Below are 15,622 nucleotides of genomic sequence, written 5' to 3' on the forward strand. Positions count from 1 at the left end.
ACGCACCCCGGATGCCCCTCCCGAGCGGTGAGTTCCCGCACCCGCCAGCCCCACTGGTCCCGGGGCCGCGGCCCCCGACGGCTTGCCCCGCCCGGCGGGGTGCAGCACCCAAGTGACCAGGACGCTCGCCGCCACGACCGCAAGCCCGACGGCCAGGGATTCCCGGTACGCAAGCCAAGCCGCGCCCGCCCGCCACCCCGGCACAGGCGCTGTCGGCGATGGACCACCTCATCGCGACGAGCATGATCAGCCGGCAGGAGATGGCCCAGCAGCCGGGCTGAACGTCACCGACCTGACCTGCTTCGCCTACGTCATCGAGGCCGGCGAGAACCAGCTCACGGCGGGCGATCTGGCGACCCGCGCCCATGTCACGACGGGCGCCGTGACCGGAATCCTCAACCGCCTGGAACTCGCGGGCTACGTCACCCGCCGCCGCGTACGCGTGGCCGCACGGCAGGACGCCGAGGCCCGCATCCGCGAGGTCTACGAGCCCTACTACGCCCACCTGGCCGCCCTCTTCGGCGACTACTCACCCGACGAGATCGCGGTCCTGACGGACTGGTTCACCCGGGCGAGCGCACTGGCCGCCGACTACCTGGAGGAACAATGCCGGACGGACTGAAGCACCCGCCCGCCCCGGGCCCGGCGGCACACGACCATTCACCTGACCCGCTGGACAGAAGCCCCGTGCCCCACCGGTTGCTCCTCAAGACTCGTGAGCGGAGCACGCTTGACAAGCTCAGCAATGTCTAGCGGGTGGCAACCATCACGACGTGAACCATCCCGACGACGACGGCCAGGCAGAGGACGAGGGCAGCAATCGCGGCAAGCGTCATCAGCCCCGTCACGCCCAAGATCGCTGTCCAGCCCACCCGAGTCATCCGCTCGGCTCGCCCGACCGCGCTCTCGTAGCCGCTGTCGTCGTACCAGTCTCGGTCGGTCATGGCAGTTCGCTCCCGGTCGCCCTGAAGGTGCACCCGAAGGTGGCTGCGCTGACTCCAGCTGACCCAGGGCCCGTTGCCGTACTCCACTACCGTACGCCCGTGAAACACCAGAGGCCCCGGAGTGATCCGGGGCCTCTGGCCTGCTGTGCACTCGGCAGGATTCGAACCTGCAACCTTCTGATCCGTAGCTCTACAGGGATCGGTCATTGGAGGTCATACAGGCTGCGGGGAGGACCGTCAGGGCCAGTGTCGGTCGCTGGCGGTTGCTGGGGTCGCTGTACTTCGCTGCTGTACAGAGCCGGCCCTCCCAAGGCCCGGGAGCGAGGCACTCAGCGTGAGATCGGTCGCTTCCGTATGCTGAGTCCAAACGCCATGGGATCATTGAACCCATGGCAACACCTGACGTCACCGACCCAACTCCGACAGTAGCCGGGCTCTTTGCGGGCATCGGCGGCCTGGAGCTCGGCCTGCACCGTGCAGGCTTCGAGACGAAACTTCTCTGCGAGTGGGCGGAACCTGCGAAGGCTGTGTTGCTCGATCAGTTCCCCGATGTCGACTACCACAACGACATTCAGGATCTGCCCGCATTGCCCCCGGTTGATGTAGTAACAGCCGGTTTCCCCTGCACGGATCTTTCGCAAGCAGGCAGAACCGCAGGCATCCATGGGAAGCAGTCAGGGCTCGTAAAGCACCTGTTTGAACTCCTGGCCGATGCATCCCCGCGATGGGTCGTCATCGAGAACGTGCGAAACATGCTTGCGCTCGATCGAGGGCACGCCATGGAGTACCTGGTAGGCGAATTCGACAGGCTCGGCTACCAGTGGGCCTACCGGCTCGTCGATTCGAGGTTTACAGGCGTCCCACAACGCAGGCAGCGAGTAATCGTGGTCGCGTCTCGCACCGAGGACCCTAGGAGGGTCCTCTTCGCTGATGAAACCAACGAGATTCCGGACGCGGAATACCGCGATGATGCTTACGGGTTCTACTGGACTGAGGGGAATACGGGTTTGGGGTGGGCAAAAGACGCCTTGCCTACCCTAAAGGGCGGGTCCGGCCTAGGAATTCCTTCTCCCCCTGCGATGTGGATCCGAAGTGCACCCACCGGGCGGGCAGTCGTCACTCCATCGATCAACGACGCCGAGGAACTGCAAGGCTTTCCACGGAACTGGACCATTGCAGCCCAACAGGCGAACGGCAGGACGGGCCCCCGCTGGAAACTAGTAGGCAACGCCGTCACGGTAGGCGTAGCCGAGTGGGTGGGCAAACGACTCAGGAATCCAGGAGAATTTGACGAGACTGGCCAGATTCCCCTATTGAAGGGCATGCGTTGGCCACTAGCCGCTTGGGGTAACGGCGAGGAGCGCTGGGAGGTGCCTTATGGAATGTGGCCAGAGCAGCACCCGTACAGGCACCTGCTCGACGTTGTAGATAAGGAATCCCTAGAGCCTTTGAGCTTGCGTGCCACCAGTGGATTCTTTGGACGCCTACAGAAGAGCCGATTGCGATACGACGAAGACTTTGCCACGGCACTCAAAGAACACATCGAGCTGCTCAGCCCCGCAGTCTCGGTATGATTTGAGGACTTTCGCACGTTTAGCCAGAGTCAGCCTAATTCTGTGCGCTTTGCCGTCTTTTTTGGCTTGCTGACTGTTGCTGTACGCCACGCTGAATCCCTCACCCCACCTGCGAGAACGCTGTCCTGTGCTCAAAAGGCGTGCACTCTTTGATCACGAGAGCTAGCGTCTGCCTGGTGACCGTCGAAGACAATCTGGCCAAACTTGCTGAAGCCCTACAGGGCGTCAACCACTCGGCGACAATAAATAGCAAGTACAAGTACGGCCGTTTGATGACCCTCATAGGGCAGCTAACCGGATTCCCTAGTGAAACAATCTATGCTAGTCAGGTAAGTAAGCCTGATAACCTCGACGTACGCTTTGGTCAGTCCAAGGACGCTAGACGCGCAGCCATTTCGGTTGCCGTTATCCTTGACGGAAAATTCAGCAATGCGGTTATTGCCGCAGCGCAGCGTTTTTCCGAGGAGTACGGACGCACGCTTGTGCTTTTGGTTCAAAAGCATGACGGAGAAAACGAGTCATGGCGGCCTAGGCTTGGCTTGGCCTCGACGGGCGATGGAAAGTCACTCAAAGTCCTCCAAGAGCTCCGAGAACAACTTGGAGACTTCGAAATCCGCGAGACTCAAGCTCAGCTCTTTAATGTTGTCGGGTTCAGCCCAGATGCGATTGGACGCGCCCTTGAAGGTGACGCGAGCCTTCCGGTCGTCCTGTCCGCAGTAACAGAGACACATCGTGGTCTAAGCGAGGTCGAATCGGCTGTTGTGCGTCGCCGCCGCGAAGCAGTCGAACAACTCCAAGTGCTCGCCGCCACACCCGGCACGACGGAAACTGATTTGCAGCGCGCTATCGGCGATAAGTATTGGCTGTTCGGGGGACGCTACGTAGGCATAGCTCCGAGGCGCAAGTTTACCTTTCTCGACGAGTACGATATTCCTTTGCTTTGCGCAGATGGGTCATTGCACATCGTCGAACTGAAGGGTCCGTGCATCCCAGGGCTCGTCAAGGAGCATCGCCGGCACTACATCGTAGGGAAGGACGTGCATGAGGCGGTTGCGCAGACAGTAAACTACTTGCGCGCGCTTGACGATCAACGCGCCTCCTTGCAAGTTGAGCTGAGTGAGGAACTCGACTTCGAGGTTGATCTCCGGCGGGTACGTTCCTCAGTCGTGATTGGTCATCCGACTCACGTGCAACTAATACATGGGGCACCTTCTCGCTTGCAAATTGACCAGGCAATACGCTCGTACAACTCACACCTGTCACGTATCGAAGTGCTCACGTATAAAGATCTTCTGGACGCTGCGGAGCGCACTCTCGTATTCGAGGAAGAGTTGACTGAGGGGTAATTTTCATCAACTCCCGCCGCCTCAGACTGTGGCACGTTTATTACTTTGGGATCGCTACCAGGCCCGTCTGCATCTCAGCCAGCGAAAGTCAGCCACGACGTCGGGTGCGCCGACCGACCAGGCACGCGTGTGACTCGCTGCACTCCCACCGGCCCCAGCCACGCTGTCAGGGTCGTCGGCCAGAGCAACCTGTGACCGCCGGCCCGTGAGGACAGCGGAACAGGACACGGATGTCTTTGCTGGGCAGTGTCCGACTGCGGGAAGGACCGGGGCTCGGCGCCTCCCGCGGCCCTCACAACATCTGGCACGCATCACGTATTGCCTCCGGGCACGGCGACGGCTGCCGCACTCCCTCGGTGGCTACAGCACAGCGTGCATGCCTTAGCCGTGAATCTGGCGTTCTGCTTGCTGCGACCCACCGTGCCGTCTAGCGTGCATCTTGACCTCGGTGTGGTTTCGAGGGCACTGACGCGGCTGAACACAAGCGAGGCAGCTCGCTTGTTTGGGGGGTGAACACCTTGGACGGACTGTCAATTCGCAAGGTTATCGACCAAGTTACATCGGGCTCCGTTCGAATCCCTGCTTTTCAGCGTGGATTCGTATGGGATGCCGAGCGTGTGGCCTACCTCATGGATTCCATTTACAAAGGATATCCGTTTGGCGCGTTGATTCTTTGGCGAACCAAGGAGCAGCTTCAATCAGAACGCCAACTCGGACCGTTCGTGCTGCCGCAAAATGACCCCGACTATCCGATTGATTACGTTCTTGACGGGCAGCAACGCCTGACTTCCATCTTTGGTGTTTTCCAGTCAGAAATTACCCCGGAAGAAGCGGTCGAATGGAATAGGATTTATTTTGACTTCAGCGCCTCTCCCGATCTCCAGGAGAGTCAATTCCTCGCCCTTTCGAACGAGAAGGTCGACCCCGAAAAGCACTTCCCTATCGGCACCTTCTTCAACGTTACGGCATATCGTAAGGCTACAGAGCATCTCGACGCCACAAAACTTGAGCTAATCGATAAAGTGCAGTCAGAATTCAAGGAAGCCGTCATCCCCGTCCAGTCGATCGAGACTGACAATAGGGCGAAAGTGGCCATTGTCTTCGAGCGGGTAAATCGAATGGGGGTGGAGCTAGATACACTCCAGCTGCTTTCTGCGTGGACGTGGAGTGAAGAATTCGACCTGCAAGAGCGCTTCAATGACTTGGCTGAGGATCTTCGCCCCTTCGGTTTCGAGGACGTTGGGGAAGACACTAACCTTCTCTTGCGTTGCTGCGCAGCTATCATTGCGCATGATGCATCCCCGTCTGCTTTGATTGGACTGAACGGGTCAGAGGTACGAACTCGTTTTCAGGAGATCGAAAACGGCATCAAGGGAGCTGTTGACTTTCTGCACAAAAATCTAAGAGTCGAGTCTCTAAACAATTTGCCCTATGCGACGCTTATTGTCGCACTGAGCGCCTTCTTTGCCACTCCTGGGACCACCGCCGTGAAGTACACGGAGGCTCAGCGCAAGCAACTGCTCAGGTGGTTCTGGCGGTCCTGTTTCTCCCGCCGCTATTCTGCAGGCGTTCTGCGCAATATGAATCGCGACATCGCGGAAGCAGTAGAGTTGCGAAAAAAGGGGAGCTCTAGTATTGATCAAATTGCTTCTTCGGTCGATCCCGACTATTTCCTCAGTCAGAGCTTCTCGGTGGGTACCGTTAGTACTCGGACCTTCGTGCTCCTGCTTGCGCAGCAATCGCCACTCTCCTTCGTGTCGGGTTCCCCTATCACGTTGGCGAAAGTGCTGCAGAATTACAATCGGAACGAGTTTCATCACCTTTACCCTAGGGCCCACCTGAAGCAGCAAGGGGTGAAGGCGGAGCAAATTAATGCGCTCGTGAACTTTGCGTTCATGTCTTCTCAAGACAACAAGACCTTGGGCGGGAGTGCTCCAAGCGTTTATCGGCAGAGCATGGACGAAGAAGCAATTCCGAAAATCCTTGAGAAGTCCCTCTGTCCGGCGAGCTTGTTTGAGGATGACTTCGAAAAGTTCTCCACCGAGCGTGCCGCTCGTCTCGTCAGCACAGCCAAGGAATTTATCGCTGACGAGTAGAACGTCTCCAAATTCCTCGGCCTCTCTCAGGAAGTGCCCGGTGTAGCGCAACTTTGGGTGGTCATCGCCGCTGCGGCCAACATAGCCACTCACAACCGCCAGCCCAGTCGACCCGATCCGCACTGTGCCTGGTGTCTGGAAGCGGCTCATTGCTGAGTGCGGCGCGGGTGCCGGCCGGGCTGGAGCGGGACGGAGGCAGGAGCGCAGGCCCGGCCGGGGGCCGGGCCGCGCGCGGTGAGCGGAGCGAGCCGCCTTGAACCCGTGAAGAAGGTTGTTACTCAGTCGGATGCATGCGTCGCCTGAGGCGTGAAGTCGTATGCGCAGGCTGGAAGTTGAGTGATCTGGCGGTGTGCGAGCGGGAGGAAGATCACTGGCCGGATCGTCCATGTGATGCGGATGCTCTCGTGGGTGATTGAGACCATGCAGGGCTCGGAGCGCAAGAGGGCTCGTCTGGTCTCGATTCGGCCGTCGCACAGCCATTCCCATGCTGCGTCCGAGGCATCCGGGTCCAAGGCTGGGGAGATCGTGCGGAGCGCGACTGCAACCCACCGGTCCGCCTGGGGTGCTGTGTAGGCGTCGAACGATGCCAGGCGTGCCGGCCGCCGTTGCTCGGTGAGGTCTTCCGTCCAGCACTCGCACCAGTAGCCGCGTTGTGGACCCATCAGCATGGGTGGGCTCCGCGGTGGCCGTCTGCGTGGAGCTCCGCGGTGATGGTGCGGCCGGAGTCGTCGCCCTGGACCGTGAGGCTGTCGGCCAGGGCGGCCACCATGGCCAGTCCGCGGCCGTGGGTGGCACTGAGGGGCGCGTGCTGGATTTCGGGGGCGGTCTTGGTCTGTCCGGCGTCGGTCACCGCGATCGTGGTGCTCAGTTCCGAGACGGTCAGCGTGACGTGGAAGGCGCCGGCGCCGTCGCCGCTGGCGGTGTGGGTGAGGGCGTTGGTGCCGAGTTCCGTGACGATCAGGGCGGCGTCGTCTGTGCGGGGGTGGCCGTTCAGGGTGGTGTGGATCCAGTTGCGGACGGCGCGGAGTGCTTGGGGGTCTCCCGGGAAGGTTCGTCGGTGCGTGGCCATGGCGTCCTCCGTGGCGGTGACCTGCTGTTTTCTGTGTCCGCCGGACGGATCGGCTGACACGGACCATGCAGAGCCGTACAATTAGTACTAGCGCCGTACCGAATGTGCGCGTACGGAGAATGCGGGTTCGTACTTTTCGTACGGGCGGGTGGCGCATAGCGTTCGCCGCGTGGTCTGGTGCTGACCTGGATGCCGATGGAGGGAGGCTTCGCATGTTCGGGCTGTTTGTGCGCTTCACGTGCAAGGACGACGTGGCGGCGGCTGCGTTCGACGACCTGGTGGCGCGCACCGGTGCGCTGATTCGGGTGAATGAGCCCGGGACGGTGGTCTACGCGGTGCACCGTGTTGACGGCCGTCCGCTGGAGCGCGTGTTCTATGAGCTCTACCGGGACAAGGACGCCTTCGAGGAGCACGAGTCGAAGGACTACGTGCGCGCCTTCCTCTCCGAGCGGGGGCAGTACCTGTCCGCCGTCGAGGTGGACCGCTTGGACTTCGTGTCCGGCAAGGGTGTGGACGTTGAGCACTGAGTACCAGAAGGCGCTTGGCCGCAAGATCGCCTTCAACCGCAAACGCCGGGGGCTGTCCCAGAAGGAGTTCGCCGGGCTGCTGGGGCGCTCGGAAGCGTGGGTGTCCCAGGTGGAGCGGGGCGTGCGGCGCATCGACCGGATGACCGTTCTGGAGAAGGTCGCCGACGTCCTTGAGGTGCCGATCGCCGAGTTGGCGGCCGAGGCCCCCCTCGTCGCGTCGGTGTCCGAAGGGGAGCCGCCGGGTGCGAGTCGGCTGCGACTGGTGCTGAGTGCCGCGCATTCGCTCAAGGCGGTTCTCAGTCGACAGGACACGGCGCCTGATGTGCCGACGCTGCGCGCCGAGGTCGACCGGGCCTGGTCGCTCACGCATCAGGGCAACTACGCCGACCTGGCCGAGTTGCTGGAAGGGCTGGTGCCCCAGCTTGAGTCGGCCACCCGGTCCGTTCCCGAGTCGGACCGCCCCGAGCTGTTCCGGCTGCTGGCGGTCATGTACCACACGTGCAGCGGAGCGCTGGCGAACATGGGCGAGCCGGAGGCGGCCTGGATCGCTGTGGACCGTGCCGTGGTCGCTGCCGAGCGGGCGAACGATCCGCTGCTGATGGCGGCCGGTGAGTTCCGTCTGTCGCTGGTCTTTCTCGGCGCGCGTCATTTCGAGCAGGCGGCCCAGGTGTCCGGGAGTGCGGCTGACGCGCTGCGGCCCCTGGCCGAGTCCGGACAGGTCGAGGCGGTGGCGTTGCGTGGCGCGCTGACGCTGCAACGGGCGGTCGCCGCAGCTCGGTTGAACCTCGCTGATGAGGCGTACGGATTCCTCCGCGAGGCCCGCGATATGGGCGAACTGGTCGGCGACGGGCGCAACGACTACAACACCGAGTTCGGCCCGACGAACGTCGCTCTGCACGAAGTGGCCGTCGCTGTCGACCTGGGAGACGCCGGCGTCGCCCTGCGGGCCGCGCGGGCCGTTGACGCCTCCGGGCTGTCGGCGGAACGGCAGACCCGTTTCCAGATCGACGTGGCCAGGGCCTATGCCCAGCGTCGGCAGGTCTCTGACGCGGTCTCGGCATTGCTGACGGCACGTGAGCTGGCGCCCGAGATGGTGCGGTCTCTGCCGCTGGTGAAGCAGCTAACCACCGACCTGCTGACCATGAGCCAGCCGCCCTCCGAGGAACTGCACGCCCTGGCAGAAGAGTTGGGTGTCCAGGAGGTACGGACTGGCGGATAACGCGCTGGACACAACCTCAGTACGGGTTCCGTGTTCGCGCCTCACCTTGGCGCGAAGCGCTCGGCAGGCTAACCGTCCGGGACGTCCGCGAGTGGTTGACCAAGTCGGCCGACGTCTGCCAGTGCTGCGCGCATGGCAAGACGCTGGGCGGGCCCCGGAACGGCAGCGGTGCTGAGCGATCGGAAAGTGCGGAGGGACGTATTCCTCCCGACGGGGGATCTAGACGGCCCGCGGCAGATCCTTCACTGGGAGACCGAAACGGAGGGGGCCGACTACTTCCTGCCGTTGCCCGAGCTGTTTCTGAAAGCCCTCCGAAGGCGGCGGGCTCAGCAGCCTCACCCGCACATCCGCCCTGCGCGCCCACCGCGCCAGCCTCCCGTGATCCCGATCCGGAAACCTGGCACACGCGCAGCTCGCTGCTGGTCGCCTCAAGGTCCATCCAAAGATCACGCAGCACGTCCTGCGGCACTCGCAGATCGCCATGACGACGGAGGCCTACGTTGAAGCCGGTGAGTAGGGGAAGATCCGCAGTGCTCGGCAAGCTGTTTGCCGCGATGGACGGTACCCAGGCCGGCTGAAACACCAGAGGCCCCGGATCTCTCCGGGGCCTCTGGTCTGTGTGCACTCGGCAGGATTCGAACCTGCAACCTTCTGATCCGTAGTCAGATGCTCTATCCGTTAAGCTACGAGTGCTTGTTTTGTTTTCTGCCGGTCTTGGTCCTTTCGGCCCCGTCCCGGCGACAGGAAGAACATTACATGACTGCCGCCGCCATGTGAAATCCGTTTGGTCCACCCCTTGTGACCTGGGCAAACGCCCTCACGGGGGGGGAGGACGGGAACGACGAAGCCCCGGTCCTGGGGACCGGGGCTTCGGTGATGCAGCGCGGAGGCGGAGGGATTTGAACCCTCGATGGGCTTTAAGGCCCAAACCGCATTAGCAGTGCGGCGCCATAGACCGGACTAGGCGACGCCTCCAGCACAACCGCCCGCGCGAGCGCGAGTGGTGCGTGCAGATGATGACACAGCCGAGTGCGGTGTCACCAATCGCCTCCCACGGTACTAGGCCGGAAGCCCGCAGGGCAAAGCCCTTGCCCGTGACGGGTGTGGCGCGCAACGTCCGGGGGTGTGGCGCGTTAGTCAGGTCATGCTGCAGGCCATCCCCCGCGCCCTGGTCGCCGCCACCGCCGCGACCGCCGCCGCCTTCTCCGTCGTGCCCGCCGTCGCGTACGCCGCGGCGGGCACGCTCGCGCCCCCGCCCGTCCGTGACGAGGACCGCGGCGGCGATCACCTCATGGTCACCGTGCGGCACGCCGGGGAGGGGCGGGACGGCACGTACGAGTTGTACTGCCACCCCGCGAGCGGCAGTCATCCCGACGCCGCCGGCGCCTGCGCCGCGCTCGACCGGGGGACCCGGTGGGGGACGGACGTCTTCGCCCCCGTCCCCGACGGCGGCATGTGCACCATGCAGTACGGAGGACCGGCCACCGCGCACGTCACCGGCACCTGGGCCGGACGGCCGGTGGACGCGGTGTACGACCGCGGTGACGGGTGCCGGATCGCCCGCTGGGACCGGCTCGTGCCGCTGCTGCCCGATCTCGATTCCCGCGGGCGGCCGTGACCGCACGGCGTCTCTCGGCGGGACGTCTCACGGCGGGGCCGGGCTGCGCCGAAGTCGCGTGAAAGTCCCGCGGAGAGCGGGCGCCGGGCGGGCGGCGTGGTCACGGCAGGGTCACGGGTTCTGCGGCATTTCGTTGTGCGACCTCCCTCTCATCCGGCGTCGCCGGCGCAACCGCTGCCCTTAGACTCCCTCGCGTGACACGTCGCGGGCAGGTTGGCAAGATGGCCCGAGCGGTCAGCAAAGGGCGGTAACAGGGAGGAAGCGTCTCGTGAGCAGCAGGCCATCCCGAGGCGCTGCTCGCCTCGCAGCCATACTGGACGCGCTTCCCGACGCGTTGGTGCTGGTCAACGCCAATGGGACCGTCGTCAACGCCAACACCATCGCGCTCGAGGCGTTCGAGGCGCCGGGGACGGCTCTCGTCGGGCGCGGGCTGCTCGACCTGCTGCCGCAGTTCGACTCCAAGCTCATCCCCGGGTCCATGCGGCGGCCGGACCACATGGATCCGCGCGGGCGGACCAAGCCGACGCGGATGATCGCCCGGCGAACGGACGGGGCCGAGTTCCCCGTCGAGGTCACCAGTGCGAACCTCGAGAGCGGCCACCAGGCGTACGACAGTCACGGCTACAGCGGCGACGAGCTGCTGATGCTCGTCGTGCGGGACCTCACCGGCACCGTGGACACCGAGGCCGAGCTGGCCCGCTCGCAGCGGCAGACCGAGATGATCCTGCGGGCCGCGTCCGAGGGCGTGGTGGGCACCGACACCGACGGGCGCATCGTCCTGGTCAACCCGGCCGCCGCCCAGATCCTCGGGTACCGGGCCAGCGATCTCGGCGGGCGCGAGCTGCACACGCTCGTCCTGCACTCGCGCGCCGACGGCTCGCCCTTCCCGTACGACGAGTCCCCGCTCGCCGACACCCTGCGCTCCGGGCGCAAGCACCGGGTGCGCGGTCAGGTGGTGTTCGCCAAGAACGGCGACGCGCTGCCGGTCGATCTGACGACCGCGCCCGTGCGCGACGGCGACCAGCTCGTCGGCGCCGTCATGACCTTCACCGACCGGCGGCCCTACGACGCGCTCGTCGAGGAGAAGAACGAGCTCGAGAAGCGGCACGCGGCGGAGCTGGAGCGGATCGAGGAGGAGCACGCCTCGGAGCTCACCGCCCTGCGCCAGAAGCACGTCACCGAACTCGAGGAACTGCAGGAGCGGCACGACGAGGAACTCGCCGCCGGGGAGGAGCGGTACGCCGCCCTCGGCGAGCGCGAGAAGGACCGCTACGAAGCTCTCGCCGGGCGGCACGAGCAGTTGCTGACGCTGCTGGGCCGGTCGCTGCGCGGGCCGCTGGAGGAGCTGCGGCGCGAACTCGCCACGCTGGCCGCCGACGACGCCGGGCAGTTGTGGCCCGAGGCCAACCAGGTGCTGCACCACCTCTCGGCCGGTTACTCGCGGATCACCTCCCTCATCGACAACGTCCTCGGCTACCAGCGCCTCGATGCCGGCAGCGAGGAGATCAGCCGTACGAAGGTCATGCTCGACGCCGTCGTCGCCGCCGGCGTCGACGGGGCGGTGGAGCTGATCGGGCCCGGGCGGGTGCAGTTCGCGGTGCACGCCCCGCCGATCGAGGCCGAGGTCGACCCGCAGCGCCTCGCGACCGCCCTCGCGCACCTCGTCGCGGACGTCGCGGGGGTCGACGCGACCGGCAACGCGCCGGTGTCGGCGGGCGGTTACATGGACAACACCGTCGTCGTGGCGGCGGCGCAGCGCGGTGAGGTCGTACGGATCGAGGTGCGCGGGCCTTACGCCGGGGGTGACCCGGTGCACGAGCCGATCGTGCGCGGGATCGTGCGCGCCCACGGCGGCGTGCTGCAGACACACGAAGTGCCGGGCATGAGCGGCAACGCCTACGTGCTCGAAGTGCCCATCGGCGGTGGCGCGGGGGCCGTTCCGGCAGCCGAGATCGCGGTGGCCGAGATCGCGGTGGCCGAGGTCCCGGTCGACGAGGCTCCCGCCGTCGATGCGGCGGTCCCGGCCGAGCAGCCGGGCGGCGGGCGGCGGCGGGCGCGGCGGTCCTCCGTCGACGCCTTCCTGGAGAGCGAGGTCTCCGGCGGGTCCGGGACGGCCGGAGCGGGCGACACGGAGGGCGGCGCGCCCACCGGTCGGCGCCGGAGGCGTGCGGCCGAGGAGGCGGCCGCCCAGGCACAGGGGCAAGGGCAGGGGCAGGGGCAGGGGCAGGTACCGGCGCAGGCGCAGGCCGCCGTCGAGGGTTCCGGCGGTACGGGGCGACGCCGGGGGCGGCCTGCCGAGGGCGCCGGGGAGGGCGTCTCCGAGGGCGCCGTCATGACGGCTGCCGAGCATGCGGCGGGGACCGCAGCCGTGGGGACCGGGCTGGGCGGAACCGTGCCGCCGCAGGGCGTGCCCGCGCCGGGCGCCGGGCACCACCGTGCCCGGCGTGACGACGGCGGGCAGCAGGCGTTGCCGCCGGCCCTGCCGGCTCCTTCCGCCCCTCAGCCTGGCCTGAGCGTCCAGCCCTCCCAGCCCCCGCAGCTCTCCCAGGCGGCTCAGCCGGGCCAGACCGAGGACGGCCAGCCGACCGGGCGGCGGCGACGGGCCCTGGCCGCCGCGAACGAGCGCGCCGCCGCGCAGGAGGCCGGGCCCCGCGCGGTGTTCGCCCTGCCCCCGGCTGAAGCCGACCGTCCGTCCGGCGGGACGGCGACGGATGCCGGAGCGGAGGCCGGAGCGAAGGCCGCGGCGGGGGCGCCCGCGGCAGCGGAGGCGGCCGCGGGAGCGGGAACAGCCGCGCCGGGCGGGCAGGCACCGGTTCCGGTGCCGGTGCCGGTGCCGGTGCCGGGACAGGTCCCCATGCAGGCACAGGTTCCGGGGCAGGCACAGGTTCCGGGTGCGGCTGCGGCGCAGGGGCTCGGTCCCGTGCCGGGGGGGACGCCCGCGCAGGTTCAGGTCCCGGGTCAGCCGCAGGCGGTCGCCGGGCAGGTCCAGGCACAGACACCGGTCCCCGGGCAGGGAGTCGTTCCTGCTCAGGGGGCCGTTCCCGGGCAACAGGTCGCGCCTGCGCAGGGAGTCGTCCCCGCACAGGGAGTCGTCCCCGCACAGGGGCTCGCGCCCGCGCAGGCGGTGATGCCGGCACCGGGTATGGCTCCGGCGCAGTCTCAGCTTCCCGGCCAGCCCCTAGCTCCCGTGCAGCCGCAAGCTCCCGTGCAGCCCCAGGCTCCCGGCCAGCCGCAGGCGCCGGCGCAGCCGCAAAGTGCCGGCCAACCGCAGAATCCGGGCCAGCCGCAGTTGCCCGCGCAGGCCCAGGTGCCCGCACAGGCGCAACCTCCGGTGCAGGTGCCCGCACAGGCGCAACCTCCGGTGCAGGGGCAGGTTCCCGGGCACCCGGCGGGGCTTGTCCAGGCCGGTAACGGCGTCCCCGGTGACGCTCTCGACGACGGTCGGCACGACGCCGTTCCGCACGACCAGGCCGACGACCACACCCCGCCCCAGCCACACCCCACGACCGCGCCGACGGGGCGTCGGCGTCGTGCCGTGGCCCAGCCGGGCGCGGTGGCCGGAACGCCCGCGCACGGAGTTCCGGTGCAGGAGGCCGGTGGGCCGACGGCCGGACAGACAGCCGGGCAGGGGGTGCCGGTCCAGCAGCCCCAGCCCCAGGTGCAGCCCGGCGCTCCCGTTCCCCCGCAGGGCGCCCTGACGTCGAGCGTGCAGATGGCTCCCGGTCAGCCGGTCACCGCACCGGACGCGACCGGGCAGGTCGGCCTGCCCGCCCAGCCCATGCCGGCCGAGCCCGCGGCCGCGCAGCCGGCAGTCGCGCCCCAGCAGCCCGCCCCCGCGGAGCCCGTGCCGGCCCCGCCGGTGCCCGCCGAGGCCGGTCCGGCCCCCGCCCCCGCTCCCACCCCCGCCCAGCCCTGGCCCGGCACCGGCGGTACCTCCGGCGCCGGCGTGCCCCTGGCGAACGCCGCCGCCCCGGCCCCGGCGCCGGTGGAAGCCGCGGCCCAGCCGGTGCCCGCCGAGGGCGTCGCGCCGGTAGATCCGAACTCCACGCAGGGGCGGGCGATCAGTGTGCGGACACTGGGGCAGGGCGTGCCGTTCACGCGGCAGGCGGCCCAGGTGCAGCAGCCGGCCGCGACGCCCGCGCCGCATCAGCCGGGCGGCTCGGGCCGTCGGCGCAAGCTGGGGACGAGGGCCGACGCCGCCGCGGTCACGGAGCAGGCCGCCCGGCCGCACCCGCCGGCCGAGCAGACTCCCGTACCGCCGCAAGCACAGCCACAGCCCCAGCCCGCAGTGCAGGCGCAGGCGCAGCCACAGCCGCAGCCGTCGCCGGCCGGACAGACGCGGCTGGTGCAGCCGGGCACCGAGGGCACCGGACGGTCGTACGCCATCGGCGCGCCGGACGAGAACGCCGCAGAGGGGCCCGAACCGCTGGACGGTCCGGGCGGGGCCGTGGAGGTCGCGGATCCGCCGCGGCCGCAGCCGATGGACGACGAGCTGCCGCCGGAGCCGCTGGACAACCCGCGCCGGCTGCTGGTGTGGCCGGCCCCGGACGTCACCACCCAGCAGGCGCTCAGCGACCGCGGCTACCGGCCGGTCATCGTGCACTCGCGCGAGGAGGTCGACGCGCAGATCGCCGCCTTCCCGGCCGCGCTGTTCGTCGACCCGCTGACCGGGCCGATCACCCGCACCGCGCTGCAGTCGCTGCGGCAGGCGGCGGTGGCCGCCGAGGTTCCGGTGATGGTGACGGCGGGCCTGGGACAGGCGACGCGCGAGGCGGCATACGGCGCCGATCCCGCCGTTCTGCTGAAGGCGCTCGCGCCGCGTGACAGCGAGCAGCATCCGCCGCGCGTGCTGCTCATCGAGGAGCACGCGGAGATCGCGCTGGCGCTGACCGCGACGCTGGAGCGGCGCGGGATGCAGGTGGCGCGGGCCGCGAGCGACGCGGACGCGGTGGCGCTGGCGGGGCAGTTCCGGCCGAACCTGGTCGTGATGGACCTGCTGCAGGTGCACCGGCACCGGGCGGGGATCGTCGACTGGCTGCGCGCCAACGGGCAGCTCAACCGCACCCCGCTCGTCGTCTACACCGCCGCGGTCGACGCGGCCGACCTGCCGCGGCTGGCCTCCGGCGAGACCGTGCTGTTCCTCGCGGAGCGCTCCACCAGCGCGGAGGTGCAGGCCCGGATCGTGGACCTGCTGGCCCGGATCGGGACCAACTAGGGCGGACCCACGCT

At 67.4% G+C, this 15,622-nt stretch carries 10 protein-coding genes, 2 tRNA genes and 1 pseudogene; 8 read left to right on the forward strand and 5 right to left on the reverse strand.

Features of this window, described 5'->3' with window-relative positions; all coding sequences use genetic code 11:
- The first annotated feature begins 218 nt into the window (after window positions 1–218).
- Window positions 219–622: pseudogene (locus tag AB0G63_RS08765) on the forward strand (MarR family transcriptional regulator).
- 127 nt (window positions 623–749) lie between these two features.
- Here the strand turns inward: AB0G63_RS08765 and AB0G63_RS08770 are convergent.
- Entirely contained in the window at window positions 750–944 is a 195-nt protein-coding gene (locus AB0G63_RS08770) for a hypothetical protein (RefSeq protein WP_360746415.1), read from the reverse strand.
- Window positions 945–1,333: 389 nt separating this feature from the next.
- On the opposite strand from AB0G63_RS08770, the gene AB0G63_RS08775 reads away from it, so the two are divergent.
- The 3 genes from AB0G63_RS08775 (at window position 1,334) to AB0G63_RS08785 (ending at window position 5,960) form a co-directional block, all read left to right on the forward strand.
- Complete coding sequence (locus tag AB0G63_RS08775; protein WP_360746418.1) at window positions 1,334–2,518, forward strand: DNA cytosine methyltransferase; 1,185 nt, start codon at window positions 1,334–1,336, stop codon at window positions 2,516–2,518.
- 176 nt (window positions 2,519–2,694) lie between these two features.
- Complete coding sequence (locus AB0G63_RS08780) at window positions 2,695–3,864, forward strand: Shedu anti-phage system protein SduA domain-containing protein (protein ID WP_360746421.1); 1,170 nt, start codon at window positions 2,695–2,697, stop codon at window positions 3,862–3,864.
- A 509-nt stretch (window positions 3,865–4,373) separates the two neighbouring features.
- On the forward strand, window positions 4,374–5,960 hold the full coding sequence (locus AB0G63_RS08785) for a DUF262 domain-containing protein (protein WP_360746424.1): 1,587 nt from the start codon (window positions 4,374–4,376) through the stop codon (window positions 5,958–5,960).
- Between the two features lie 278 nt (window positions 5,961–6,238).
- On the opposite strand, the gene AB0G63_RS08790 is transcribed toward AB0G63_RS08785, so the two are convergent.
- Both AB0G63_RS08790 and AB0G63_RS08795 read right to left on the reverse strand, forming a co-directional pair.
- Window positions 6,239–6,628, reverse strand: a complete 390-nt coding sequence (locus AB0G63_RS08790; RefSeq protein ID WP_360746427.1) for a hypothetical protein — start codon at window positions 6,626–6,628, stop codon at window positions 6,239–6,241.
- Window positions 6,622–7,029: an ATP-binding protein gene (locus tag AB0G63_RS08795; RefSeq protein WP_360746430.1), complete on the reverse strand. Its 408-nt coding sequence runs from the start codon at window positions 7,027–7,029 to the stop codon at window positions 6,622–6,624. Before AB0G63_RS08795 ends, AB0G63_RS08790 begins: the two co-directional genes overlap by 7 nt.
- 212 nt (window positions 7,030–7,241) lie before the next feature.
- Here AB0G63_RS08795 and AB0G63_RS08800 point away from each other — a divergent pair, with 212 nt between their 5' ends.
- On the forward strand, window positions 7,242–7,556 hold the full coding sequence (locus AB0G63_RS08800; protein WP_360746434.1) for an antibiotic biosynthesis monooxygenase: 315 nt from the start codon (window positions 7,242–7,244) through the stop codon (window positions 7,554–7,556).
- A complete protein-coding gene (locus tag AB0G63_RS08805; protein WP_360746437.1) occupies window positions 7,537–8,775 on the forward strand; it encodes a helix-turn-helix transcriptional regulator in 1,239 nt (412 codons plus the stop codon). Before AB0G63_RS08800 ends, AB0G63_RS08805 begins: the two co-directional genes overlap by 20 nt.
- Before the next feature lie 620 nt (window positions 8,776–9,395).
- On the opposite strand, the gene AB0G63_RS08810 is transcribed toward AB0G63_RS08805, so the two are convergent.
- Window positions 9,396–9,468, reverse strand: a tRNA-Arg gene (locus tag AB0G63_RS08810).
- A 191-nt stretch (window positions 9,469–9,659) separates the two neighbouring features.
- Window positions 9,660–9,750: transfer RNA gene (locus AB0G63_RS08815), tRNA-Ser, on the reverse strand.
- Window positions 9,751–9,919: 169 nt separating this feature from the next.
- On the opposite strand from AB0G63_RS08815, the gene AB0G63_RS08820 reads away from it, so the two are divergent.
- Together AB0G63_RS08820 and AB0G63_RS08825 are read left to right on the forward strand one after the other, a co-directional pair.
- Window positions 9,920–10,393 (forward strand): SSI family serine proteinase inhibitor, encoded by a 474-nt coding sequence (locus AB0G63_RS08820; protein WP_360746440.1) that lies wholly within the window; start codon window positions 9,920–9,922, stop codon window positions 10,391–10,393.
- Between the two features lie 268 nt (window positions 10,394–10,661).
- Window positions 10,662–15,608 (forward strand): PAS domain-containing protein, encoded by a 4,947-nt coding sequence (locus AB0G63_RS08825; protein ID WP_360746443.1) that lies wholly within the window; start codon window positions 10,662–10,664, stop codon window positions 15,606–15,608.
- Window positions 15,609–15,622 lie beyond the last annotated feature (14 nt).

It is taken from the genome of Streptomyces sp. NPDC020996 (assembly GCF_040641355.1).
Taxonomy (GTDB): Bacteria; Actinomycetota; Actinomycetes; order Streptomycetales; family Streptomycetaceae; genus Streptomyces.

Bases quoted from the DNA above. Each gene is read 5' to 3' on its own strand.
- AB0G63_RS08770 (WP_360746415.1), bottom strand. From the start codon at position 944: ATGACCGACCGAGACTGGTACGACGACAGCGGCTACGAGAGCGCGGTC.
- AB0G63_RS08775 (WP_360746418.1), top strand. From the start codon at position 1,334: ATGGCAACACCTGACGTCACCGACCCAACTCCGACAGTAGCCGGGCTC.
- AB0G63_RS08790 (WP_360746427.1), bottom strand. From the start codon at position 6,628: ATGCTGATGGGTCCACAACGCGGCTACTGGTGCGAGTGCTGGACGGAA.
- AB0G63_RS08795 (WP_360746430.1), bottom strand. From the start codon at position 7,029: ATGGCCACGCACCGACGAACCTTCCCGGGAGACCCCCAAGCACTCCGC.
- AB0G63_RS08800 (WP_360746434.1), top strand. From the start codon at position 7,242: ATGTTCGGGCTGTTTGTGCGCTTCACGTGCAAGGACGACGTGGCGGCG.
- AB0G63_RS08820 (WP_360746440.1), top strand. From the start codon at position 9,920: ATGCTGCAGGCCATCCCCCGCGCCCTGGTCGCCGCCACCGCCGCGACC.